Origin of the sequence: Mycobacterium sp. 2-64 (assembly GCF_035918375.1) — a bacterium.
In the GTDB taxonomy this organism is placed as follows: domain Bacteria; phylum Actinomycetota; class Actinomycetes; order Mycobacteriales; family Mycobacteriaceae; genus Mycobacterium; species Mycobacterium intracellulare.
This window is the reverse complement of the sequence record NZ_CP142361.1, coordinates 211,481-233,325: the sequence shown is the minus strand read 5'-3', so window position 1 is coordinate 233,325 and position 21,845 is coordinate 211,481. Positions and strand designations below refer to the sequence as shown.

General features: G+C 69.0%; 23 protein-coding genes. 7 read left to right on the top strand and 16 right to left on the bottom strand.

Going from position 1 to position 21,845, the window contains the following annotated elements; translation table 11 throughout:
• Positions 1-212: 212 nt before the first annotated feature.
• The gene (gene fadD5 / locus QGN31_RS01100) at positions 213-1,799 is read right to left on the bottom strand and encodes a fatty-acid--CoA ligase FadD5 (RefSeq protein WP_043955889.1); all 1,587 of its coding nucleotides are present in this window, start codon (positions 1,797-1,799) and stop codon (positions 213-215) included.
• A gap of 194 nt (positions 1,800-1,993) precedes the next feature.
• On the opposite strand from fadD5, the gene QGN31_RS01095 reads away from it, so the two are divergent.
• Both QGN31_RS01095 and QGN31_RS01090 read left to right on the top strand, forming a co-directional pair.
• The gene (locus tag QGN31_RS01095) at positions 1,994-2,674 is read left to right on the top strand and encodes a GntR family transcriptional regulator (protein ID WP_193375571.1); all 681 of its coding nucleotides are present in this window, start codon (positions 1,994-1,996) and stop codon (positions 2,672-2,674) included.
• Between the two features lie 99 nt (positions 2,675-2,773).
• Positions 2,774-3,856 (top strand): IS110 family transposase, encoded by a 1,083-nt coding sequence (locus QGN31_RS01090; RefSeq protein WP_438362663.1) that lies wholly within the window; start codon positions 2,774-2,776, stop codon positions 3,854-3,856.
• 403 nt (positions 3,857-4,259) lie between these two features.
• Here the strand turns inward: QGN31_RS01090 and QGN31_RS01085 are convergent, their stop codons facing one another.
• Positions 4,260-4,700 (bottom strand): SRPBCC family protein, encoded by a 441-nt coding sequence (locus tag QGN31_RS01085; RefSeq protein ID WP_008261971.1) that lies wholly within the window; start codon positions 4,698-4,700, stop codon positions 4,260-4,262.
• Between the two features lie 59 nt (positions 4,701-4,759).
• Complete coding sequence (locus QGN31_RS01080; protein ID WP_043955495.1) at positions 4,760-5,236, bottom strand: acyl-CoA thioesterase; 477 nt, start codon at positions 5,234-5,236, stop codon at positions 4,760-4,762.
• A 14-nt stretch (positions 5,237-5,250) separates the two neighbouring features.
• Between QGN31_RS01080 and QGN31_RS01075 the strand changes: the two genes are divergently transcribed.
• Complete coding sequence (locus QGN31_RS01075; RefSeq protein ID WP_014943124.1) at positions 5,251-6,363, top strand: alcohol dehydrogenase catalytic domain-containing protein; 1,113 nt, start codon at positions 5,251-5,253, stop codon at positions 6,361-6,363.
• Here QGN31_RS01075 and QGN31_RS01070 read toward each other — a convergent pair.
• From QGN31_RS01070 to QGN31_RS01025, 10 genes are all read right to left on the bottom strand, one after another.
• Complete coding sequence (locus tag QGN31_RS01070; RefSeq protein ID WP_014943125.1) at positions 6,360-7,283, bottom strand: alpha/beta hydrolase; 924 nt, start codon at positions 7,281-7,283, stop codon at positions 6,360-6,362. The two genes, QGN31_RS01075 and QGN31_RS01070, sit on opposite strands and share 4 nt — an antisense overlap.
• Positions 7,280-8,800 carry a flavin-containing monooxygenase gene (locus tag QGN31_RS01065; RefSeq protein WP_085978358.1) on the bottom strand — a complete coding sequence of 507 codons (1,521 nt, stop codon included), beginning with the start codon at positions 8,798-8,800 and terminating at the stop codon, positions 7,280-7,282. Before QGN31_RS01065 ends, QGN31_RS01070 begins: the two co-directional genes overlap by 4 nt.
• Positions 8,782-9,510, bottom strand: a complete 729-nt coding sequence (locus tag QGN31_RS01060; protein WP_043955497.1) for an SDR family NAD(P)-dependent oxidoreductase — start codon at positions 9,508-9,510, stop codon at positions 8,782-8,784. Before QGN31_RS01060 ends, QGN31_RS01065 begins: the two co-directional genes overlap by 19 nt.
• Positions 9,507-9,917 carry a nuclear transport factor 2 family protein gene (locus tag QGN31_RS01055; RefSeq protein WP_014943128.1) on the bottom strand — a complete coding sequence of 137 codons (411 nt, stop codon included), beginning with the start codon at positions 9,915-9,917 and terminating at the stop codon, positions 9,507-9,509. The genes QGN31_RS01060 and QGN31_RS01055 overlap by 4 nt, the downstream gene beginning before the upstream one ends.
• A complete protein-coding gene (locus tag QGN31_RS01050; RefSeq protein ID WP_014386041.1) occupies positions 9,914-10,672 on the bottom strand; it encodes an HpcH/HpaI aldolase family protein in 759 nt (252 codons plus the stop codon). The genes QGN31_RS01055 and QGN31_RS01050 overlap by 4 nt, the downstream gene beginning before the upstream one ends.
• 10 nt (positions 10,673-10,682) lie before the next feature.
• Positions 10,683-11,651 (bottom strand): zinc-binding dehydrogenase, encoded by a 969-nt coding sequence (locus QGN31_RS01045; protein ID WP_014381466.1) that lies wholly within the window; start codon positions 11,649-11,651, stop codon positions 10,683-10,685.
• Position 11,652: 1 nt separating this feature from the next.
• Complete coding sequence (locus QGN31_RS01040; protein ID WP_014386042.1) at positions 11,653-12,873, bottom strand: cytochrome P450; 1,221 nt, start codon at positions 12,871-12,873, stop codon at positions 11,653-11,655.
• Between the two features lie 17 nt (positions 12,874-12,890).
• On the bottom strand, positions 12,891-13,595 hold the full coding sequence (locus tag QGN31_RS01035) for an NIPSNAP family protein (protein ID WP_014386043.1): 705 nt from the start codon (positions 13,593-13,595) through the stop codon (positions 12,891-12,893).
• Between the two features lie 3 nt (positions 13,596-13,598).
• On the bottom strand, positions 13,599-14,162 hold the full coding sequence (locus tag QGN31_RS01030) for a hypothetical protein (RefSeq protein ID WP_009955720.1): 564 nt from the start codon (positions 14,160-14,162) through the stop codon (positions 13,599-13,601).
• A gap of 158 nt (positions 14,163-14,320) precedes the next feature.
• Entirely contained in the window at positions 14,321-15,490 is a 1,170-nt protein-coding gene (locus QGN31_RS01025; protein WP_014386044.1) for a CaiB/BaiF CoA transferase family protein, read from the bottom strand.
• A 182-nt stretch (positions 15,491-15,672) separates the two neighbouring features.
• Here QGN31_RS01025 and QGN31_RS01020 point away from each other — a divergent pair, with 182 nt between their 5' ends.
• Entirely contained in the window at positions 15,673-16,425 is a 753-nt protein-coding gene (locus QGN31_RS01020) for an SDR family NAD(P)-dependent oxidoreductase (RefSeq protein ID WP_014943129.1), read from the top strand.
• A 149-nt stretch (positions 16,426-16,574) separates the two neighbouring features.
• Positions 16,575-17,282: a DUF427 domain-containing protein gene (locus QGN31_RS01015; RefSeq protein WP_014943130.1), complete on the top strand. Its 708-nt coding sequence runs from the start codon at positions 16,575-16,577 to the stop codon at positions 17,280-17,282.
• Between the two features lie 55 nt (positions 17,283-17,337).
• On the opposite strand, the gene QGN31_RS01010 is transcribed toward QGN31_RS01015, so the two are convergent.
• From QGN31_RS01010 to QGN31_RS01000, 3 genes are read right to left on the bottom strand one after another with little or no spacing between them, the layout of a single operon-like run.
• Entirely contained in the window at positions 17,338-18,513 is a 1,176-nt protein-coding gene (locus tag QGN31_RS01010; protein ID WP_009955714.1) for an acyl-CoA dehydrogenase family protein, read from the bottom strand.
• Entirely contained in the window at positions 18,514-19,434 is a 921-nt protein-coding gene (locus tag QGN31_RS01005; RefSeq protein WP_014383482.1) for an LLM class F420-dependent oxidoreductase, read from the bottom strand.
• Positions 19,435-19,449: 15 nt separating this feature from the next.
• Positions 19,450-20,340, bottom strand: coding sequence for an acyl-CoA thioesterase (locus tag QGN31_RS01000; RefSeq protein ID WP_014386049.1), 891 nt, complete (start codon positions 20,338-20,340; stop codon positions 19,450-19,452).
• Between the two features lie 132 nt (positions 20,341-20,472).
• On the opposite strand from QGN31_RS01000, the gene QGN31_RS00995 reads away from it, so the two are divergent.
• Both QGN31_RS00995 and QGN31_RS00990 read left to right on the top strand, forming a co-directional pair.
• Positions 20,473-20,949 (top strand): polyketide cyclase, encoded by a 477-nt coding sequence (locus tag QGN31_RS00995; RefSeq protein ID WP_008262011.1) that lies wholly within the window; start codon positions 20,473-20,475, stop codon positions 20,947-20,949.
• 72 nt (positions 20,950-21,021) lie between these two features.
• Positions 21,022-21,840 carry an SMP-30/gluconolactonase/LRE family protein gene (locus QGN31_RS00990; protein WP_014386051.1) on the top strand — a complete coding sequence of 273 codons (819 nt, stop codon included), beginning with the start codon at positions 21,022-21,024 and terminating at the stop codon, positions 21,838-21,840.
• The last annotated feature ends 5 nt before the right edge of the window (positions 21,841-21,845 follow it).

Here is a 21,845-nt window from a genome sequence, read left to right as displayed (position 1 = left end):
ACATATAGCACGCCCCCTCCTCGCCCCGATTCGACGTCTGTGACCATCGGCTCCCTACTGGCAAGTAGTAACGGAGACCACAGGAATGTACCCGATGGCCAAGCACGTGTGAACCGCATCCGCACAATTAACCCTTCGCCAACGACTGGCAAACGTTACAGCTCCTGCCCAATTTCCTTTCTGGTCCTAAAACCTCTTGCCCTAGAATGGATTTAGTCGATTTTTGCGGCCCCGTAGCGGATCCGCAGCTCAGTTTTGAGCACCTTCCCTGCCGGGTTGCGCGGCAGCGCGTCGACGATCTCGAGCGCCTTCGGGTGCTTGTAGCGCGCCAGTCGGTCGGTCAGGAACTCGTCCAACTCGTCGAGCGCCAACCCCTCGCCCGCCACCGCGGCGACCGCGATCGGCACCTCGCCCCACTTGTCGTGGGCCCGGCCGATGACGGCGACTTCGACGATGCTCGGGTGGCTGGCCAGGACGTTCTCCACCTCGGCGCAGTAGATGTTCTCGCCACCCGAGATGATCATGTCCTTCTTGCGGTCGACCACCCACACGTAGCCGTCGGAGTCCATGCGGACCAGGTCGCCGGAGTGGAACCAGCCGCCGGCGAACGCTTCCGCCGTCGCCTCGGGATTGTTCCAGTAGCCGCTCATCAAAGTTGGTGCGCGATAAACGATTTCACCGACCTCGCCGATGGGCACGTCGTTCATGTTCTCGTCGACGACCCGGGCGGCGACCGTCGGGATCACCTTGCCGACCGAGCCGCGCTTCCGGATGGCGTCCTCGCCGAGCAACATGCAGGTGACCGGCGACATCTCCGTCTGGCCGAACGCGGCCAGGATCTGGGTGCCGGGAAACCTCGCCGACATCTCCCGCAGCAGCGCGTCGGGAGCCGGGGCGGCACCCCACGAGATCACCCGCAGTTTCAGGTCGCGCGGGCGCGCCTGTTGCTCGGCGCAGACCGCCTGCCACTGCGCGGGAACCAGAAAAATCCCGGTGACCTTTTCTGCCGCCAGCACGTCGAGGAGCTGCCCGGGCTCGAACGCGCCGAGCGGGTAGATGACCGTGGGGATGCCGAGCAGCACCCCGGTCAGCAAGTTGCCGATGCCGGCGATGTGGAAGAACGGCACCCCGATGAACCCGACGTCGCTGTTGATGTCGGCGCCGTTGGTGTACAGCCCGGTCATCGTCTGTCCGGTCAGGTTGGTGTGGGTGAGCACGGCGCCCTTGGGGCGGCCGGTGGTGCCCGAGGTGTACATGATCAGCGCCGGCGAGTCGTTCGGGATGTCGACGGGTTGGTGCGACTCCCCGGTCTCGTTGACGAGGTCTTCGTAACCGAGCACGGTGTCGTCGGTCGAACCGCCGGCGACCACGATGGTGCCGAGCATCGACTCGATGTCGCGCACGCCGGTTGCCACCGGGGCGAGCACCGATTCGGTGATGATCACCCGCGCTTCGCAATCCTGGACCAGGAAGGCGATTTCGGCCGCGGTCAGCCGGAAGTTCAGCGGCACGGCGATGGCGCCGAGCATGTTGATGGCCAGCACCGATTCGACGAACTCGGTGCGGTTGAGCATCAGGATCATGACGCGGTCGCCGAAGCCGACACCCCGGCGGCTCAGCGCGTCGGCCAGCGCCGCCACCCGGCCGCGCAGTTCGCCCCACGTCAGTGTCTTGCCCAGGAACCTCAGCGCGGTCGCGTTCGGCTGCATCAGCGCGTGCCGCTCGAGTTGGTTCACCCAGTTCTGCCGCCGGGCGAGGTACGGCTGCTCTGTCAGATGGTCTGCCAATTGCGCGGTCAAACTCGACACTTCCCTTCACTCGCGCACCGCTTGCGCCAGGTTGATATTTGATAAAACATAGTGTTGTGTGGGTCACACTATGGCTTTGACGGTCCACTGACAAGTCCTCGACAAGCGCCCGTCAAGGTCCGTCAAAACTTGAATCCCGTCCCGCCAAGTCACTGAAAGTCCTGGCAGACCCTGTGAACGCACCGATGTCCATGCAGCCGAGGAGCCGGCGGCCGCTGCGGCGGGCTCAGCTGTCCGATGAGGTCGCGGGCCATCTGCGGGCGTCGATCATGTCCGGAACGCTGCGTCCGGGGACGTTCATCCGTCTCGACGAGACCGCGGCCCAGCTAGGGGTCAGCGTCACCCCGGTGCGGGAAGCCCTGCTGAAGTTGCGCGGCGAGGGCATGGTGCAGCTGGAGCCGCACCGCGGCCACGTCGTGTTGCCGCTCACCCGCCAGGACATCGAGGACATCTTCTGGCTGCAGGCCTCGATCGCCAAGGAGCTGGCGGCGGCGGCCACCGACCACATCACCGACGCCGAGATCGACGAGCTGGACCGCATCAACGATTCGCTCGCCGCGGCCGTCGGATCCGGCGACGCCGAGACCATCGCGGGCATCGAGTTCTCCTTTCACCGGGTCTTCAACCAGGCCAGCGGCCGGATCAAGCTGGCGTGGTTCCTGCTCAACGCCGCCCGCTACATGCCGGTGCTGGTGTACGCGGCCGATCCGCACTGGGGCAAGGCCGCCGTCGACAACCACCGGAAGCTGATCGCCGCGCTGCGCCACCGCGACACCGCCGCGGTGATCGAGCACACCGTGTGGCAGTTCACCGACGCGGCGGCCCGGCTGACCGAGATGCGCGACCGCGCCGGCAACCCCTTCTAGACGGTATGAGGAGGCTGGGGCCTCGCCACATGTGAACGTGGGTTGCTGTCAGGAAGTTGGTCCTGGCCAGTAGAGCCACAGATGTGGATGGAGGCCCCAGTGAAGATTCAGCGTACGAGTGTTGGGTTGGATGTGCACGCCCGATCGGTGGTCGGGTGTGGGTTGGATGGGGATACCGGGGAGGTATTCGAGCGGCGGTTGACCCCCGACCGTGGTGAGATCGCAGCATGGCTAAGGGATCTTCCGGGCCCGGTGGCGGTGACCTATGAGGCGGGTCCGACCGGGTTCGGGTTAGCCCGGGCGTTGGATGCCGCGGGCATCGCCTGTGTGGTGGCTGCGCCATCGAAGTTGATTCGCCCGACGGGTGACCGAGTCAAAACCGATGCCCGCGACGCCGCGCATCTGGCGCGGTTGTTGCATCTGGGCCAGATCACCGAAGTGACGGTTCCCAGCATCGAGCAGGAAGCGGCGCGGGATTTGGTGCGGGCCCGCGAGGATGTCCGTGGGGATTTGATGTCTGCTCGGCATCGACTGTCGAAACTGTTGTTGCGCCAGGGGATCGTCTATTGCGGTGGACGAGCCTGGATCCGTGAGCATCAGCGGTGGTTGCGTCGGCAGCGGTTCGACAGTGCCGCGCTGCAGCTGGCCTACGACACCGCTTTCGACGCGATGCTGGCCACCCTCGAGCGCCGGGAGCGCCTCGATACCGCGATCGCCGAGATGGCCGCTGATTCGCGGTTCACCCCGGTGGTGACCCGGCTGGGGTGTCTGCGCGGGGTGTCCACGCTGACCGCGTTCGGGCTGGCCGTCGAGATCGGGGACTGGTCTCGGCTGACCGGGCGCAGTATCGGCGCCTATCTGGGGCTGGTGCCAAGCGAGTACTCCTCAGGAGCGACGCGAACCCAGGGCGCGGTGACCAAGACCGGCAATGGTCATGCCCGCCGCCTGCTCATCGAAGCCGCCTGGCATCACCGAGCCCCCTACCGGCCCGGCGCGGTGATGCGCCGCCGCTGGGATGCCGCATCCCCAGCCGCCCGCGCCCGCGGCCAGGCCGGCAACCGGCGCCTGCATGAACGCTGGATGCGATTCGATGAGCGCAAGAAACGCTCCGTGGTGGCCAACGCCGCGATCGCGCGTGAGCTGGCCGGATGGTGCTGGTCGCTGGCCGTCCTCGAGGACTAAGCGGCCCACAAACGTCCAGATGAGCAAGCAGATGTCGGCAAGCGTCTTGGAGTGACCCGCGTCGCCGCTATGAGCAATCACGTTGCACCACAACCGATCACGCTCGACATCTAGACAAGCGGACCGCTCCGACTCGAAAGTCCCGTCCTGCGGTAACCAACCCGCGTATATCAGACTGACACGCGTCGACACGACACGCTCGACACCTCAACGCTCATCTGGTCAACGAAGCGGCGGCCTCGACGACGGTTGCGGCCGCCGCTTCACCCTGCCCCTTGACAAAATGACTCACATATCAGCGGCGATCGTGAGCGCGGCGCAGCCGGGCGAAGCGGGTCGCCGCCAACTCCTAGCGGCGATCGCGAGCGCGGCGCAGCCGGGCGAAGCGGGTCGCCGCCAATTTCTAGGTCGCGGCCAGCTGCTCGGCGCGCTGCTTGAGGCTCTCGGCGAGGTGGTCGAGGACGTTGTTGAGGAGCTGCTTGACCATCGGCGCCGGGACCGGCATCGACGTTTCGACGTCCAGGTCCACGGTCAGCAGGCTGGAAGCGCCCATGGCCACCACGGAGAAGAGCTGCTCCTGCTTGGTGAACAGGTCGCCCTGCTGCAGGACGGTCTGGATCTGGTTTTCCCCCGGGTAGTACACGGCCTGGATGAACATGCTCTGCATGCCCTGGTAATCGGTGTCGAGCCGCAGCTGGCTGGGCCGCCCGTCGTCGTAGCGGGCGAGCACCCAGAGACCCTTGATCTCCTCGTTCCACTGCGGGTAGGCCTCGAAATCGCCGACGATCTTCATGATCAACCCGGCGTCGGCGCCGATCTCGACGGTCTTGCTCAACACTGGCATGCGCGCAGCATAACGGGGTGCGCGAAAACCCCAGCGCAGGGCGGTATCTGGGCCCGGAGCTAGGCCGATTCGCCGACGCTGGCCGTCGACAGCAGGGTCCGGACCGGGTCGGGAATCGGGACGGACTTGCGCGTGGCCCGGTCGACGTAGACGTGCACCCAATGTCCCAGCGCGGTGATCGGCCGCGGGTCGCCGTCACCGGACTCGAACACCCCCAGCCGGTAGGTGACGCTGCTGCGGCCCAGCCGGGTCACGGCCAGGCCCACCGTGAGGTCCTGGGGGAAATGCAGTTCGGAGAAGTAGCGGCAGCCCGACTCGGCGACGATGCCCAGCGCCGGCGTGGTGATCGGGTCCAGCCCGGTGGCGGTGTTGATCCAGGCGTTGATCGCGGTGTCGAACAACTGGTAGTAGACGGCGTTGTTGAGGTGGCCGAACATGTCGTTGTCGGCCCATCGCGTCCCGACGGGCCACAGCACCGGGAAGTCGTTGCTGGTCAACCCGTCCGGGGCGGGGGGAACTACTGGAGCCGACGCCATGGTTGTATTCCAGCATGTCCGGAATTCGGGGCGCGGTACTGGAGCACATCGGGGCGCCCCGGCCCTACGCGCGGTCGCGGCCCATCAGCATCGCCGACGTCGACCTCGCGCCGCCGGGTCGCGACGAGGTGCTGGTCCGCATCGAGGCGGCCGGCCTCTGCCACTCCGACCTGTCGGTGGTCGACGGCAACCGGGTGCGCCCGGTGCCGATGCTGCTCGGCCACGAGGCCGCCGGGATCGTCGAGCGGGTCGGTGACGGTGTCGGCGATGTGGCCGTCGGCCAGCGGGTGGTGCTGGTGTTCCTGCCGCGCTGCGGCCATTGCGCGGCGTGCGCGACCGAAGGCCTGACGCCGTGCGAGCCGGGCAGCGCCGCCAACGGCGCCGGCACCCTGCTGGGCGGCGACATCCGGCTCAGCCGGGCCGGCCAACCGGTGTATCACCACCTCGGGGTCTCGGGTTTCGCGACGCACGCGGTCGTCAATCGGGCCAGCGCGGTCGCGGTGCCGCCCGACGTGCCCGCCGATGTCGCCGCGCTGTTGGGGTGCGCGGTGCTCACCGGCGGCGGCGCGGTGCTCAACGTGGGGCAGCCGCGGCCGGGCCAGACGGTCGCCGTGGTCGGGCTGGGCGGCGTCGGGATGGCGGCGCTGCTCACCGCCCTCACCTATGACGACGTGCGCGTCGTCGCCGTCGACCAGTTGCCCGACAAGTTGGCCGCCGCCCGCGCCCTGGGCGCCCACGAGGCCTACACGCCGCAGCAGGCCGACGACGCGCGGGTGAAGGCGGCCGTGGTCGTCGAGGCCGTCGGCCACCCCGCCGCGCTCGAGACCGCGATCGCCTTGACCGCGCCGGGCGGGCGCACCATCACCGTCGGCTTGCCCCCGCCGGACGCCCGGATCACGGTGTCGCCGTTGGGTTTTGTGGCCGAGGGCCGGTCGCTGATCGGCAGCTACCTCGGTTCGGCGGTGCCCAGCCGGGACATCCCGCGGTTCGTCGAGCTGTGGCGTTCCGGCCGGCTGCCGGTGCAATCGCTGGTGTCGTCGACGATCGCGCTCGACGAGATCAACGAGGCGATGGACCACCTGGCCGACGGCACCGCCGTGCGCCAGCTGATCCGATTCGACGCCTAGTCGCCGTGCAGCGCGCCGGCCAGCGCCTCGCCTTGCAGCGCGAACAGGCGTTGCGAGCCCGGCCATTCCGGCAGCAGTGAGTCGAATCCATGGCAGGCGCGCGCAAACACGTGCAGCTCCGCCGAGATCCCGGCGTGCAGCAGCCGCAGCGCATAGTCGATGGCCTCGTCGCGGAAGGGATCGATCTCCGCGCAGGTGATCAAAGCCGGTGCCAGCCCGGCGAATTCGGGTCGCCGTGCGGGCACCGCGGCCTCCGGCGCGGCCTTTGGGTCGAGGTAGTGGCGCCACATCAGCTCGGCGCCCTCGCCGTCGAAGGCGGGACTGGTGCGGAACTCCGACTTCGATCCGGTGGGCCGGTCGTCGAGCACCGGCTGGTGCAGCAGCTGGAACACCACCGGCGGCAACGATCCGTCGGCGGCGCGCTGCGCCAGGCATGCGGCCAGGGCGGCGCCGGCGCTGCTGCCCGCGACGGCCACCCGCGCCGGGTCCACGCCGAGCGACGCCGCGTCGTCGATCACCCAGCGCAGCACGGCGCTCGCGTCGTCGAGCGCGGCCGGATAGGGGTGCTCCGGAGCCAGCCGGTAGTCCACCGACACCACCGTGCAGCGCCCGCGGCGGGCGAGCTCCACGCACTGGCGGTGATCGGTGTCCAGGTTTCCCAGCGCGAAACCGCCAGCGTGGCAATACACGACGGCGGGCGCCGGGGCCGGGCCGCCGCGGTAGATGCGCACCCCGACGCCGGCGGCGTTGTCCTCGTCGATCCGGACGTCAGCGGCGTCGGTCTGCTCGGCGGTGATGCGGCGGCGTTCGTTGAACGGTCCACGCGTCAGCTGGATCGCGGCGGCCGAGAAGTCCGTGCGCGTGGTCGCGAGTGCGCGCAGCGCCGGGTCGAGGCGGTCGGCGCCGTCGAGCTCCGTCATCGGGTGCCCCGCTCGGGCACGGCGACCGGGGACGCGGCGGAGGTGGCGGGCGGTTCGAAACGGAAGTCGGCGGGCCTGAACCTGCGCGTCATCCCCCAGAAGGTTCGGGCGCTGCGCGGCCACTGGGTGACCACGCGCCCGTTGGGGGCGCGGAAGTAGTTGCTGCACTGGGTGGTCCAGACGGTGCCCACCATCCAGCGGTCGATCTTGGCGACGAACTCGGCCAGCGCCGAGGCACGCACCGCGACGTAGCGTTTGCGGTGGCGGCGAAGGTGCCGCAGCGCCCGCACGATGTAGCGCGCCTGGGCTTCGAGGATGAAGATGACGCTGTTGGAGCCGACGTTGGTGTTCGGCCCGTACAGCATGAAGAAATTGGGGAAATCCGGCACGGCCATGCCGAGGTAGGCGTGCGCGCCGTCGCGCCAGACCTGCCGCAGCGTGATTCCGCGTTCGCCGGAAACGTCCAGCTCCCCGAGATAGTCGGCGGCGGCGTAGCCGGTGGCGCACACCACCAGGTCGACCTCGCGTTCGGTGCCGTCTTCGGTCACCAGGGACCGGGCGCGCAGGGAGCGCGCCGGGCTCGTCAGCACCTCGACGTTGGGGCGGGTCAGCGCGGGCAGGTAGTCCGAGGAGAACACCAGCCGCTTGCAGCCCATCGGATGGTCCGGTGTGAGCTTGCGGCGCAATTCCTCATCGTCGACCGTCTTTTCGAGCAACCGCAGGGCCAGTTCGGTGAACTGCTCGGTCTTTTCGCTGCCGTGCTCGATCACCGCGATGTTGGATTCGCTGCGCAGCCACAGCCGGGCGCGGTAGAGCTTCTTGGCGAACGGGAGGTGCGCGAAGGCCCAGCGCTCCCGCCGCGTGTAGCGCCGGTCGGGCTTGGGCAGTATCCAGGTGGGCGATCGTTGCACCGAATACACCGTGTCGGCCACCTTGGCCAATTCGGGGATCAGCTGGGAGGCCGTCGACCCGGTGCCGAGCACCGCAATCTTCTTGCCTTCCAGCGGGATCGAGTGGTCCCAGCGCGACGAGTGCATCACCGTTCCGGCGAAGGGCTCTTCCTCGACGAGGTCGGGCAGCAGTGGCCGGGTGAACAGGCCCACGGCAGAGACGACGATGTTGAAGTGGTGCCGTTCGCCGGCGGTGGTGGTCAGGCACCAGAGCTGGGTGTCCGAATCCCAGTGTGCCGAGCGGATTTCGGTGCGCAGCTTCAGGTGCGGCCGTAGGCCGTGCTTGTCGGCGGCCCGCTGGAAGTAGTCCAGGATTTCGGGTTGTCCCGACCACAGCCGTGACCACTGGGCGTTCAGGTCGAATGAGAACGAGTAGAGGTGCGACTTGACGTCGCACGCCAGTCCCGGATAGGTGTTGATCCGCCAGGTGCCCCCGACGCCATCCTCGCGGTCGAAGATGGTGAAGTCACGAAACCCGGCGCGTGACAGCATGATTCCCAGCGCCAGGCCGCCCGGGCCGGCGCCGATGATGCCGACCGACAGGTCGGTCATCGGATCTGCAGGCATTGACCACCGTCGATGATGAGTTCGGAGCCGGTGATGAACGACGCCTCGCCGGAGACCAGGAACGCCACGGCGTCGGCGACTTCGTCGACGCGGCCTATCCGCCCGAACATCGATGCGGCGGCGAGCCGGGTCTGGGTGGTCTCGTCGAGCATCGTGGTGGCGATCGGCCCGGGGAACACGGCGTTGACCCGGATGCCGGAGGGCGCGAGTTCGGCGGCCGCGGTCTGGGTCAGGCCGCGCAGCGCCCACTTCGACGAGCCGTAGGCGCCGTGCTGCGGGAACGGGCGGATCGCGCCGGTGCTGCAGATGTTGACGATGGACGCGTCGGGCGCCGCGCGCAGGTGCTCCAGCGCCGCGCGCATGCCGAGGAACGCGCCCAGACAGTTGACCCGCCACGAGTTTTCGAATCCTTCGGCGGTCTCCTCGGTCAACGACGCCCGGTGTAGCACGCCGGCGCAGTTGACCAGCGTGCTCAGCGACCCGAAGCGCTCGACCACCGCCGCCACCGCGGAGTCCCACTGCCGCTCCGCGGTGACGTCGAGCTCCACCGCGATCAGTTCCTCGTCGCCCGATTCGCGCACCGCGGCGGCGAGATCGTCGGCCCGCCGATCGCAGGCCGCCACCGAAAACCCCTTGGCGCGTAGCCGTTCGGCGATGGCCCGGCCCTGCCCACCGGCCGCGCCGGTCACGAGTGCGACACGTGGGTTCATGCCGGCGCGCCCTCGGGGTTGTCGGACAGTCCGCCGCTGGTGATGAAGCGGCATCGGCGCCGTGCGAAGCGCCACTGGCCGTCCACGCGGGTCAGCTCGTCGTCGTAGAGGGCGGGCCGCAGCTGCAGGTCGCCGGCCCGGACGAACAGCACCTGCGATCGGGCGCTCGCGCGGTCCCCGTCGACTGTGATCCGCGAGACGCCGGTCAGATGCAGGCCGCGCGCCGCGGCGCGAAACATGTCGGCGATCCCGTCATGGCCCGCGAAAGTCCGGCCGTACGCCAGGAATTCGCCGTCGGGGGCGAACAGCCGGACGCAACCGTCGACATCACCGGCGTCGAGAGCGAGCGCGTAGCCGGCGATCAAATCGCGGATCGCTGCCTCGTCGTCCGGCGGGTAGGCGGTCATTGCGTCGCCTCACGCAGGTGTTCGGCGGCCCCGCGCCGCAGCGCCTGGGACTCGGCGGCCAGGGTGATCATGCCGAAGCCCAGCCGCGCCATGGCCTGGCCCGTCATGCCGTCCCCGGCGTGAATGCCGGTGACCAGCCCCGCATCCGAGGCCGCCCGGTGGATGCGCGTAATCGCGTCGAGCACCTCGGGATGCCGGGTCGCACCGAGGACGCCGGCGCCCATCGAGATGGCGAGATCGGCCGGGCCGACGTAGATCCCGGTCAGGCCGTCGACCCCGCAGATCTCGCGGATGTCCGCCAGCGCCGCCGCGGTCTCGATCATCGCGAACACGCCGATCCGGGATTCGTGGGCGGCGGGGTCGTGCCCCAGGCTGGCGCGCAGCGGTCCGAAGCTGCGCACGCCCGCCGGCGGGTAGCGGGTGGCGGCCACGGCGGCGGCGGCCTCGCCGGCCGATTCGATCATCGCGATGACGACGGCGTCGGCCCCGGCGTCGGCCACCCGCCCGATCGGTGCGGCGTCGGCGTTGGGCAGGCGCACGACGGTGCCCAGCGGCAGGTGTTCGGTGCGGCGCAGCATGCGGGCGATGCCGGCGTCGTCGAGATAGCCGTGCTGGGCGTCGAATCCGACGTAGTCGTAACCGGCGCGGGCGAATTCCTCGGGTCCCAGCCAGGTGGGGCCGGTGACCCAGCCGCCGAAGATGGCGGGCTTGCTGCTGAGCGCCAGCTGCAGATTGCCCGGCGAAGCGTCGGTCACGGTCGGCCCCTCACCCGGCGATCGCGATCTTGATGCGCTCGGCCACCGGTCGGCAGGCCAGCTCGAACGCGTCCTGCACCTGCTCGACGCCGAACGTGTGGGTGAGGTACGCGCCGAGCAGCCAGGGATGCTCGGCGGCGAACTTGCTCGCGAGCTCCAGCATCCGCCGACGGTCAAGCGTCACACCGGATTTCAGCGTCAGGTTGTTGCGCAGCATGGCCCGCATGCTGATGGGATACATCTCGTCGTCGGCGACACCGAAGTAGAAGACGGTGCCGCCGGGGGCGGTGGCGTCGATGGCGTGGGTGAGGGTGGCCACCTGGTGACCGACCGCCTCGATGACGACGTCGGCGCGGTCCCCCGGTTCCAGCTGACTCGCCCAGCGGTCGCTGGTGGCGCGCACCGGTTCGTCGACGCCGAATGCCCTTGCCACATCGCGGCGGTCGATCGGATCGACCCCGGTGACGCGGCGCGCACCGGCCGCCTTGGCGACGTAGGAGAACAGCAGGCCGATCGATCCCTGGCCGATGATCGCGACGCGCCGCCCGGCCAGATCGCCGAGCTGCTCGCAGGCGTAGAGCACACAGGCCAGCGGTTGCAGGCCGATAGCCTGCGCCGGCGTCAGCGCCGGGTCGTAGGGCGCCAAACCGTCACCGTCGGTGACGATGCGTTCCATCATGCCGTCGAACCCGGAGGCCCAGCCGACGACGAGGTCCCCGGGGCGGTGCGCGGGGTGGCGGCTGGCGATCACCTCGCCGGCGACCTCGTGGATGGGGAAGCCGTCCTTCTCGGGTCCGCTGCGGCCGTCGTCGCCGGGGATTCGGCCCTTGGCGCCGCGAAACGCGGGCAGATCGCTGCCGCAGACGCCGGCCGCCAGGAACCGCAGCAGCACCTGCCCGTCGGTCAGGGACTCAGGGGCGGTGTCGGCGATCGTCGTCCGCTCGAACAGATACGGGGCGATGAGCCGGTAGGACCACACCTCAGACCTCCACCGGGATGTTGTTCCAGCCCCATTGGAAGCTGGACGGCAACCGGGTGGCGGCGTGGGTCTGGATCGCGTAGTCGGGCACCCGACGCAGCCATTCGGCAAGCAGCACATCGATTTCCAGCCTGGCCAGGTGGTAGCCGATGCAGAAGTGCTGGCCGCGGCCGAACGCCAGCGAGCGGCGGATGGGCCGGTCCCAGATGAACTCGTCGGGCTCGGGGTATTCCCGCTCGTCGCGGCTGGCCGAGGCGAGCAGGGTGATGACGCGCTGGCCGGGATTGATGGTCTGACCGTGAATGTCGAAGGGCTTGCGCGCCGTTCGCGCGAACCACTGCGCGGGCGCGCAGTATCGGATCATCTCCTCGCGGGCGACGGGCACGTTGCCTTCGGGATCGGCGCGCACGGCGGCCAGCTGGTCGGGCCGCCGGCTGAGCTCCCACAGCCCGTGGGCGACGATCTTGGGGACCGTCTCGGTCCCCCCGATGAAGATGCACAGCATCTGGGTGGCGACTTCCATGTCGTCCAGGGCGCTGCCGTCGGGCAGGTGGTAGCCGAGCAGGCCGTCGACCACGTCCAGCGGCGGCCCGGACCGGTCGGCGCGGCGGCGCGCGACCGCGGGCAGCAGGAACTCGAAATAGTTCGGGCGTGCCTGCCCGGTGTCCACGCCGACACCCGGCTGGGCGAGGCTGCCGGCGTTGACCGCGGCGAGGACCTGCGGCGCGAGATCGGTGGGAATGCCGAGGAGTTCGCAGACGATCGCGGCCACCACGACGCCACCGTAGTCCTGGGTCAGGTCGAACGAGCCGCGCGGCAACAGCAGGTCGAGGCGTTCGTTGGCCAGCTCGCGGATCCTGCCCTCGAGGTCGGTGACCGAACGCGGCCGAAACGGCCGGGAGTGCGTGCGCCGGATCTCGCCGTACAGGTCGGCGTCGAACATGGCGTGGAACGGCAGGGGGTGCAGCGGCGGGTCGTCGACCGGTCCGGAGTTGTGTTGGGCCAGAACCGATGCCGCCGGCAGCGTGCCCTCCGAGGCGACGAACGTGCCGTTGTTGACTTCCAGCACCTTCCAGATGTCCTCGAAACGCGACAGCGCGAAGGTGTCCCACTGCGGCATGTAATACACCGGGTGCTGGTCGCGCAGGATTCGGTAGTACGGCAAGGGGTTTGCCATCACCGCAGCGTCGAAAGGGTCGTAGCTGAAGTCGGTGTGGTCCATGGGTCCTTGGCGCTCGGTCACTGCAGGGGTGAGGGCGGGAGAGCCTGCAGGATGGAATCTTCCCACCCGTCCCGCAACGCGGGGGCCACGCTCATCCAGGTGACGATCTCGGCGGGTGGGCTCTCCTTCCACGACGGGTAGTGCTCGGCGAAGCAGTCCCATCCCCCGTCCAGCGCCCAGTAGTGGATGACCTCGTTGAAGCGGAAGGTCGTCGTGAACGAACCGAGCCAGCGTTTTCCGGTGCGTTCCGACCACGGCACGTAGAGCCGCTCGAGCTCCCGGATGTAGTCGTCCTGCCGGCCGGGCTTGGTCTGCATGATCTCCTGGATCACCAGCGGCGCAGTGAAATTGGCCTCGCGCAGCTGGGCGAGCGTCCTGTTGCTGGGGCCGGCGTACATGATGCGGCCCTCGCCCGAGGCGCCGAGGTCGGCCAGGAACGCCGACCATTTGCCGGCGGCGGCCTCGTGACTGCCGCCGCGGGCCTGGGCGGCGCCGATCCTGGCGTAATCGGCGAACCCGTCGATCTCCCAGATCACCGTCACCTGTGGCCAGTGGCCGTTGTACAGGGTGGATTCCCAGATCGCGAACAGCCGGGCGCCGAGTTGTTCCATCATCGGCTGGTAGGTGTCGGCGAAGGCCTCGGTGAACCGGTCGCTGCGCCCGGATCCCAGCGAGATCGTCTCGTGCAGGTAGAGCAACGCGTGTTTGTAGTACTTCTTCATGGCCTAGTCGAGCCGGATCAGCTCGGAGTCGGCCCCCGAACCCACGTCGCACAGCAGCGTCTCCGTCGGGGCGACCGTGGCGTCCGAAATACCCTCTGCTGCAAGCGCATAGCCCTTGAACATGCGCGCCGCCCCGCTGAGCAGGTGCTGGGCGCGGGTCGTGGCACGCTGCACTCCCAGCGGCCACCCGTCGCCCCACAACGCGACCTCCGTCAGCCGGTTATCCAGCGACTCGAGCACCGCGTCGCGCACCCGCGCGTCGGCGGTGAACGCGTCGGCGCTGACGGCCAGGCTGGTCGAGCCCGCACCCAGCGCGCCCAGGGACGGCTCGAGGTCGGACGCCCGCACCCCCAGGATCCGCAGCGCGCGGGTGTCGCGGCCCTGCGGGAGCAGCACCGTCACCTCCCAGCCGGCCATCGCCCGGTCGTAGAGCCACCCCCCGGCCGATTGCACGACGTCGACGGCGCTGGCGGCGACGACGTCCAGGCGATAGCGCAGGCCGTCGGCGTTGGCCTGGGTTGCTCGGGCGGCGTCGGTCTTGCTGATGTCGAACGTTGGAGCGACCATCGATCCATTCCTCACCACGGCCCCAACGACTCCGTTGGCGGGCCTCACGCGCTTGTCACGGCTTTCTCAAGGGCTGGAGCCGCTGCACGCGTCGGGTGAAGCGACTCACCGCACAGCGTGACACTTCCGGCGAAATTTGTAAAGGTCCGGTCGGGTCCTCACGACCCGCGGCGCGCCTCGAGGTCGGCCAGGACCTCCTCGGTGTGCTGCCCGAGTTCCGGTGCCGCAGAACGCGGTGCCCAGGGGGTGCCGTGAAAATCCGCCGGCGTGGCCACCATCGGCACGGCCGCGTCCCCGTCGGGCACGTCGACGATGCCGCCCGCGGCGTGGAACTGCTCGTCGGCCACGACGTCCTCGAGCGTGTTGACCGGCGACCAGAAGAAATCCGGTTCGCCGGCAAAGATCTGCGCCCATTCGTCGAGCGGGCGCGTCGCGAAGATCTCGTCCAACGCGACGATCAGCGCCGCCGAGTTGGCCGCGCGGGAGCGGGCGTCGGCGAACCGCGGGTCGTCGCGCCATTCGGGTCGCCCCACGGCGCGGCACAGGGCCGGCCAGTGCCGCTCGGGCTCCAGGCCGACGACCCAGAACCGCCGCCCGTCTTGGGCGGCGTAGTTGTTCATGCACGGGTTGCCCATCGACTCGCGTTGCCCGATCGCGATCGGCTGCCCGCTCATCAGGTAGGTGTTCAGGTCGAAGCTCACGGTGTAGGCGCCCTGCCGGTACAGCGAGGTGGTCACCAGTTGGCCCGCCCCGGTGCGTTCGCGCGCGAGCAGCGCCGCGCACACGGCCGCGGCCATCGTCATCCCCGCGGAGTGGTCGCCCATGCCACCACGCTGGAACGGGGGCGTCTCGCCGGGCCGGGTGAGCAGGTGGGCCACCCCGGCCCGGGACCAGAACGCGGCCACGTCGAAGGCGGCGCGATCGGCGTCCGGCCCGTTTTCGCCGTACCCGGTGATGAGCCCGTAGACCAGGCGGGGGTTGGTCGCCGACACCGACTCGAAGTCCAGCCCCAGACGCTGCAGCGCGCCGGGTCGCACGTTGGTCAGGAAAACGTCTGCGCCGGCGAGCAATTCGAACGCGGTGGCGCGGCCCGCGTCGGTGCCGAGATCGAGGACCACGCTGCGCTTGGAGCGGTTGTCCATTTCGAAGGGCGGGTTGAGGCCCATGTCGCAGCCCAGCATGCGGCCGAACATGCGCGCCGGGTCACCCGTCGGCGGCTCGATCTTGATCACGTCGGCGCCCCAGTCCGCCAGGATGCCGCCGGCGGCCGGTCCGGCCACCCACACCCCGAGTTCGACGACCTTGACGCCTTCCACCGGTCCCGCCATGCGTAAGTTCCTACTCCCTGCGCCGGCCGCCCGATGCCACCGGGTCATCCGGTTCGCCGTTCTGATCTGCCCGCCGATGAATCTGGGCGGCCCCGTGGATCGGAATACATGCGGGCGTCGCGCAACGACTGACCGCGGCAAGCCACCTCACCTATGCGGCCTGCCCAATCCGACACCAATCAATGAAGGAGGCCGTCATCGTGGCCACAATCTCAGGCAGGACGGTGCTGATCACCGGGGGAAATCGTGGCATCGGCGCCGCGCTGGTCGCGGAGGCCTTACGCCGGGGCGCCCGACGGGTGTACGTCGGCACCCGGAAGGCCTTGGCCGGCAACGGCGATTCCCGCGTGACACCGCTGGCCCTCGACATCACCGACCCCGCGCAGATTCGGCGGGCCGTGGCCAGGGTCGACTCGCTCGATGTCCTGGTCAACAACGCCGGCCTGGCGGTGTACGACGATCTCGGCGACGCCTCCGCACTGCGGACGCACCTTGCGGTGAATCTGCTCGGCACGTACGACGTGATTCAGGCCTTCCTGCCGATGCTGACGCGATCCGGGGGATCGATCGTCAACAACCTGTCGGTGAACGCCCTGGCGCCGTTGCCGCTGATCCCGGCGTATTCGATCTCCAAGGCCGCGGCGTTCTCCCTCACGCAATCGCTGCGTGTCATCCTGGCCGGGCGGGGCGTGCGGGTTCATGCGGTGCTGACCGGTCCCGTCGACACCGACATGACCCGAGGCCTCGACATCCCCAAGGCCTCAACGCAATCCGTGGCACAAGGCATCTTCGACGGGCTGGAGAACGGCGATGACGAGATCTTTCCCGACCCGATGTCGCGTTCGTTGGCGCAGCGCTGGCAGGTGGGCGTCGCCAAGCTGCTCGAGCAGCAGTACGCGGCCCTGCTCGCACCCGGAGATCCCGTCACATCCTGACTCGCAATCACGAATCCGAATGCCGCCACGCTTACTCGGCCGCGCTGCGGTCGGGCTCCCGCCCTAACCGGGTCTGTCGGATCGAGGCCGGTGTGCACCACAATGGCCTACGCGGGAGCTAGATGAGTGGTTGCAACCGGGAGGAACGCATGACTCTGGTGGCCGGGCGGGGACCGCTCAGCAGCGATCCGGCGGGGCGCTTCTCGCCCGCGATACCCGACGGGCCAGAAGGGATTGTGTACGTCGAGCCGCATCCCCGGCGCGTGCAGGCGGTCAAGGACGGGCGGCTGGTGATCGACACAGAGCGGGCGCTGATGGTGCACCGGCGGGGCCGACCGCTGAGCTACGTCTTCGCGCCCGACGACGTCGGCGACCTGCCGAATGAGCCCGAGCCGGAGGCCCCCGGTTTCGTTCACGTTCCCTGGGACGCGGTGGACACGTGGTTCGAGGAGGGGCGCAAACTCGTGCACTATCCGCCCAATCCGTATCACCGCGTCGACTGCCGTCCGACGCAGCGCCGCCTGCGCGTCCGCGTCGGCGGCACCACGCTGGTCGACACCGACGACACGACGATCCTCTTCGAGACGGCGCTCGAGCCGAGGTTGTATGTCGACCCGGCACACGTGCGCACCGATCTGCTGGTGCGCTCCGAGACGTCGAGTTACTGCAACTACAAGGGCTTTGCGACGTATTGGTCGTTGGTCTCGGGTGAGCGCGTCGTCGAGGACGTCGCCTGGTGTTATCCCGATCCGCCGCCGGAAAGCCTGCCGATCAAGGGATTCCTCAGCTTCGACGACACCCGCGCCGACGTGCTCGCCGAGCTGCCCGGTGGCCCCCGCGATCCCGCGAGAGTGTAACTGGCAACGCATCTCCCGGGTGCCACCGTCGGTGGTGACACTCTCGCGGCAAAAGTCAGCGGCCGTAGCTGGGACGCCCGAGCCCCAGCTCGTGCTGGGCGATCATGTTGCGGAACACCTCCATGGTGCCGCCGTAGATTCCGGCGGGCACGCCGTGGCGGAAGATGAACTCGATGGCACCGTCGTCCGCGGAACCCGTTGTGTCGGTGGGCAATGCCGAGGCCGTCCCCAGCAGGTCCATCAATTCCTGGGAGACCTCCCGCATGGTCTGGATGAGGCCCACGCGCCCGTACATCCCGGGAGTCGACATGGCCGCCTCGATCCGAGCCATGGCGCGCCCGAGGCGGTATTTCGTCGCCTCGTCGTCGATCGGGCGCCGCCCGTCGGCGTCGGGCGTGGCCAGGATGGCCGCGACTCCGTCGGCCGCCTCGGCCATCAGCTGGCCGTGCTCGGAGAGCATCGAAATGTTCTGCAGGCCATGGTCTTGGACCTCGGTGATGCCGTGTTCGGCGTCGAGGGCGAACCGCATCACCGTCCAGCCGCCGTTGACCTCGCCGATCCGGTAGAGGTCATCGACCCGCACGTCGCTGTAGTACACGATGTTGGTGCGGTCACCATCCAGCGTGCGGATGCCCTGGATCTCGATGCCCTCCGAATCCAGCGGCACCAGAAACATGGTCAGGTTCTTGTGCTTGGGTCCCTGCGGATCGGTGTTGGTGAGCAGGAAGACGTACTTGGCGTTCTGCGCGTTCGAGGTGAACATCTTGGACCCGTTGATGATCCACGCATCGCCGTCGCGCACGGCGCGCGTCTTGCAGGTGGCGACGTCGGAGCCGCCCTCGGGTTCGGTGTAGCCCAGGCAGAGCCGGATCTCACCGGACAGCACACCCGGCAGCACCGCGTCGACGAGTTCGGCCGCCCCGAACTGCTGCACCAATCGCGCGACGACCGCCGTGGTGCCCCAGTGGAACCACGGGGCGTGGGCGCGACCGATCTCGAGGTGAAAGATCCGGCGGCGCACCGGATTGAAGCCGCCCTCGGACTCCAGCTTCCAGTCCGATTCCAGATAGCCGGCTTCGCCCAACGCCAAATGCACCGGTTCACTGAAGTTTTCACCGGTCTCCCGGTCACGCCGCCGCACCTCATCGGTGACATGCTCGGCGATGAACTCCCGGAACTGATCGTAGAAATCCTGGTCCTCGGGTGAGAGCGCGACGCGGGAGAAGTCCATTCAGGCCGCGTCGATCACGAGGGTGCGGAAACGGTCGAGGGTTTCGAGCGAGTGCGTCATGCTGTCGCCGGGCAGGTGGACACTGACCCACGTGACGCCCAGCTTCGCCAGCCTGTCCAGGCCGTCGAGGTACGCGTCGGCGTTGAACGCGTCATCGGCGGGGCTGCCGCCCTCGAAGTTGGTGAAGGTGATGTCGATCGCCGACCAATCCCGGCCCGCCGCATCGCATCTGCGTCGCAGGTCCTCGATGCCCTCGGCGAGCTTTGGCACCGAGTCGATGGTGGCCGTGCCCGCGGTCTGCGCCAACTGGGGCGGGGCGGGAAACGGGCACCAGCCGTCGCCGTACTGCGCCACCCGCTGGCGCGACGCGGTGGTGTTGCCGCCGATCCAGATCGGCGGGTGCGGGCTGCTCAGCGGCCGGGGATGCGCGGTGATGCCGCGCGCGCTGAAGTGCTTGCCCTCAAAGGAGATGTCGTCTTCGGTCCAGACGGCCCGGATCACCTGCAGCGCTTCCTCGAACAGCTCGGCGCGCTCGTCGTAGCTGACGCCCAGCGCCGCGAACTCGCGCTTGAGGTAGCCCACGCCCACCGCGAGGGTGAAGCGGCCGCCGGACAGCAGATCCAGGGTGGCGCCGGACTTGGCCACCACGAACGGGTTTCGGTACGGCAGCACGACGATGTTGGGAATCAGCCGCAGGGTGGAGGTGGTGGCGGCGGCGAAACCCAGTGCGACGAAGGGGTCTAACGCGTCATGCCCGCCCGCGTCCAGCCACCGCTGCGACGGCGCGGGGTGATCGGTGAAGCCGAAACCGTGGATCCCGGCCGCTTCGGTGGCCGCGGCCACCTTGCCGATGCCGTCCCCACTGACCAATTCCGGGTTGTAGGGATGGCTGTGCATCGGGTGGGTGATGGTGAAGCGCATCTGACTTTCCAGCCGTCAGAAGCGCGCGCGGGAATCGATCGCGGTGTCGCTGGTCCGCAGCGGGCGGATCAGCGCCTCCTGGGAGAACGACGCCAGCAGCTCCCCCTCCTCGGCGTGCACGGTGCCGCGCACGTACGACATGCCCGCGCCCACCTGGGTGCTCTCATGGGTGTAGAGGAGCCAGCCGCTCCAGCGCGCCGGCTCGTGGAAGGCGACCGAGATGCTCATCGGCGCGGTGGACACGGTCAGGTGCGCCTGGGCGGTGCCGATGCCCTCGTGCGCGCGCATGGTGGTGGAGATCCCCAGGTGACCGGTGAAGTACGCCAGCAGCGCCTTGGCCAGGTCGTCGCGGGTCGGGATGGGGTCGTAGTGCAGCCACGCGTAGAGCTCCGGCGGGCCGACCTCGTCGGGGCTGTTGACGTCGACGACGTCCACCAGGCGCAGCTCGCGGCCGACCATCGGCATCGCTGAGGGGTTGGCGTCGGCCGGCGCGGCCACCTCGGGGCGCGGCAGGTGGTGACGGATGACGTCGGCGGTGGGGACGTCGGCCAGCACCGTGATGCTCAGGCACCGGCGGCCGTTCTGGTGCACGGCCACGACGGCGGTGGCGGTGGACCGGCCCTCGGCCACGACGTCGAGGATCAGCTCGATCGGCGGGCCGACGGTCACGGCTCGGGAGAACACGGCGTGCGCCGAGCGCACCGACTTGTCCGGGAATCGTTTGGCCACCGCGACAATCGCCTGGGCGAGCACCTGGGTGCCCTCCACCACCTGACGTTCGTCGCCGCCGGCGATGCCGGTCTCGCCGGTGAACCGGTCCTGCCCGTCGGCCTGCACGTCAAACAGATCCAGCAGGCCTTGCACCGTCCACTCGGTCTGCTGAGACTCCTCGGAAGCTTTCGTCAAATCCGCTCCACCTCTCGCGCTAGCAGCTCAGGGCTCAGCGTGACACTTTGAGTAGGATTTGTAAAGCTTGGCTAACAAGACCGCGGCCCGGCGGACCAGCCCGCCGACGAAAAGCGCAGGGAGGCAACGCCATTGGGCATCGTGACCACCACTTCGGAGACCGCGTTCACGCAGTCCGCCGAGACCGTCTACGACTTCGTCACCAACCCGTTGAACTGGACCAAGACCTACCCCGGCAGCGCGCACATCGGCGGGTTGCCCGACCTACCCCTCAAGGTGGGTGACACCTGGGAGGAAGCGGGGCCCGACGGCGACCGGATCTTCCGCTGGCAGCTGGCCGCCGCCGTGCGGCCGACGCTGTTCGTGTTCACCTCGATCGGCCGCCTGGGCCATGACCGCGACGGGAACGGCGGCATGGAGGGCAGGATCACCGTGTCGTACCACTTCACCCGGCCGGGCCAGGACGTCACGCTGTTCTCCCGGACCATGACGATCGAGGCGTACAAGCACGCGCCCCTGCCCGATCAGCTCTTCATCCAGGCCAACCCGGCGAAGATCGACGCCTACCACGAGGCCGTCGCACGAGAACTCGCCCGGTCGGCAGATTGACACCGGTACCCGCGGTGCGTGACACTTTTTCGGTGTTTTGTAAAGCGGAAGGTTGGCCAAAGGCATGAGCGGATGATCCCCGAGCCGCTGGCCAACGGGTTCTGCTTCGGCGAGGGGCCGCGCTGGTTCGAGGGCCTGCTGTGGTTCTCCGACATGCTAGGCGAGGCGGTCCACACCTCGACCATGGGGGGCTCGCTGACCACGCTGCCGTTGCCCGGGCACTCGCCGTCGGGCTTGGGTTTCCGTCCCGACGGCTCGCTGCTGATCGCGTCGACCGAGGACCGGCGGGTGCTGCGCTACGACGGCGAAAGCGTCGCCACCATCGCCGATCTCGCCGACGTGGCGCCGGCCAACCTCGGTGACATGGTCATCGACGACGTGGGCCGCGCCTACATCGGATGCCAGGCGCTGCGCGGCGGCGTCATCGTCCGCCTCGACCCCGACGACAGCGCGACCGTCGTAGCCGAGGATCTCGACTTCCCCAACGGGATGGTGATCACCCCAGACCGCAAGACGCTGATCGTCGCCGAGTCGACCGGGCGGCGGCTGACCGCGTTTTCGATCGGCGGCGACGGTGGGCTGACCGACCGCCGGATCTTCGCCGACGGCCTGGACGGGCCGCCCGACGGCATCGCGCTCGACGCCGAGGGCGGGGTGTGGACGTCGATGACCCTGGCCCACCAGTTCGAGCGGATCGTGGCGGGCGGGGACGTGACCGACCGGATCGACATGGGCGACCGGGTCGCCATCGCCTGCGCCCTCGGCGGCCCGCAGCGCCGCACCCTGTTTCTGTTGTCGAGCACGGACGCCTATCCTCAGCGCCTGGCCGGCACCCGGCTTTCCCGGCTGGACGCCGTCACGGTGACCACTCCCGGCGCCGGCCTGCCCTGACCCCC

Bases quoted from the DNA above. Each gene is read 5' to 3' on its own strand.
- QGN31_RS01095 (WP_193375571.1), top strand. From the start codon at position 1,994: ATGTCCATGCAGCCGAGGAGCCGGCGGCCGCTGCGGCGGGCTCAGCTG.
- QGN31_RS01085 (WP_008261971.1), bottom strand. From the start codon at position 4,700: ATGCCAGTGTTGAGCAAGACCGTCGAGATCGGCGCCGACGCCGGGTTG.
- QGN31_RS01080 (WP_043955495.1), bottom strand. From the start codon at position 5,236: ATGGCGTCGGCTCCAGTAGTTCCCCCCGCCCCGGACGGGTTGACCAGC.
- QGN31_RS01075 (WP_014943124.1), top strand. From the start codon at position 5,251: ATGTCCGGAATTCGGGGCGCGGTACTGGAGCACATCGGGGCGCCCCGG.
- QGN31_RS01070 (WP_014943125.1), bottom strand. From the start codon at position 7,283: ATGACGGAGCTCGACGGCGCCGACCGCCTCGACCCGGCGCTGCGCGCA.
- QGN31_RS01065 (WP_085978358.1), bottom strand. From the start codon at position 8,800: ATGCCTGCAGATCCGATGACCGACCTGTCGGTCGGCATCATCGGCGCC.
- QGN31_RS01060 (WP_043955497.1), bottom strand. From the start codon at position 9,510: ATGAACCCACGTGTCGCACTCGTGACCGGCGCGGCCGGTGGGCAGGGC.
- QGN31_RS01055 (WP_014943128.1), bottom strand. From the start codon at position 9,917: ATGACCGCCTACCCGCCGGACGACGAGGCAGCGATCCGCGATTTGATC.
- QGN31_RS01040 (WP_014386042.1), bottom strand. From the start codon at position 12,873: ATGGACCACACCGACTTCAGCTACGACCCTTTCGACGCTGCGGTGATG.
- QGN31_RS01035 (WP_014386043.1), bottom strand. From the start codon at position 13,595: ATGAAGAAGTACTACAAACACGCGTTGCTCTACCTGCACGAGACGATC.
- QGN31_RS01030 (WP_009955720.1), bottom strand. From the start codon at position 14,162: ATGGTCGCTCCAACGTTCGACATCAGCAAGACCGACGCCGCCCGAGCA.
- QGN31_RS01025 (WP_014386044.1), bottom strand. From the start codon at position 15,490: ATGGCGGGACCGGTGGAAGGCGTCAAGGTCGTCGAACTCGGGGTGTGG.
- QGN31_RS01020 (WP_014943129.1), top strand. From the start codon at position 15,673: ATGAAGGAGGCCGTCATCGTGGCCACAATCTCAGGCAGGACGGTGCTG.
- QGN31_RS01015 (WP_014943130.1), top strand. From the start codon at position 16,575: ATGACTCTGGTGGCCGGGCGGGGACCGCTCAGCAGCGATCCGGCGGGG.
- QGN31_RS01010 (WP_009955714.1), bottom strand. From the start codon at position 18,513: ATGGACTTCTCCCGCGTCGCGCTCTCACCCGAGGACCAGGATTTCTAC.
- QGN31_RS01005 (WP_014383482.1), bottom strand. From the start codon at position 19,434: ATGCGCTTCACCATCACCCACCCGATGCACAGCCATCCCTACAACCCG.
- QGN31_RS00990 (WP_014386051.1), top strand. From the start codon at position 21,022: ATGATCCCCGAGCCGCTGGCCAACGGGTTCTGCTTCGGCGAGGGGCCG.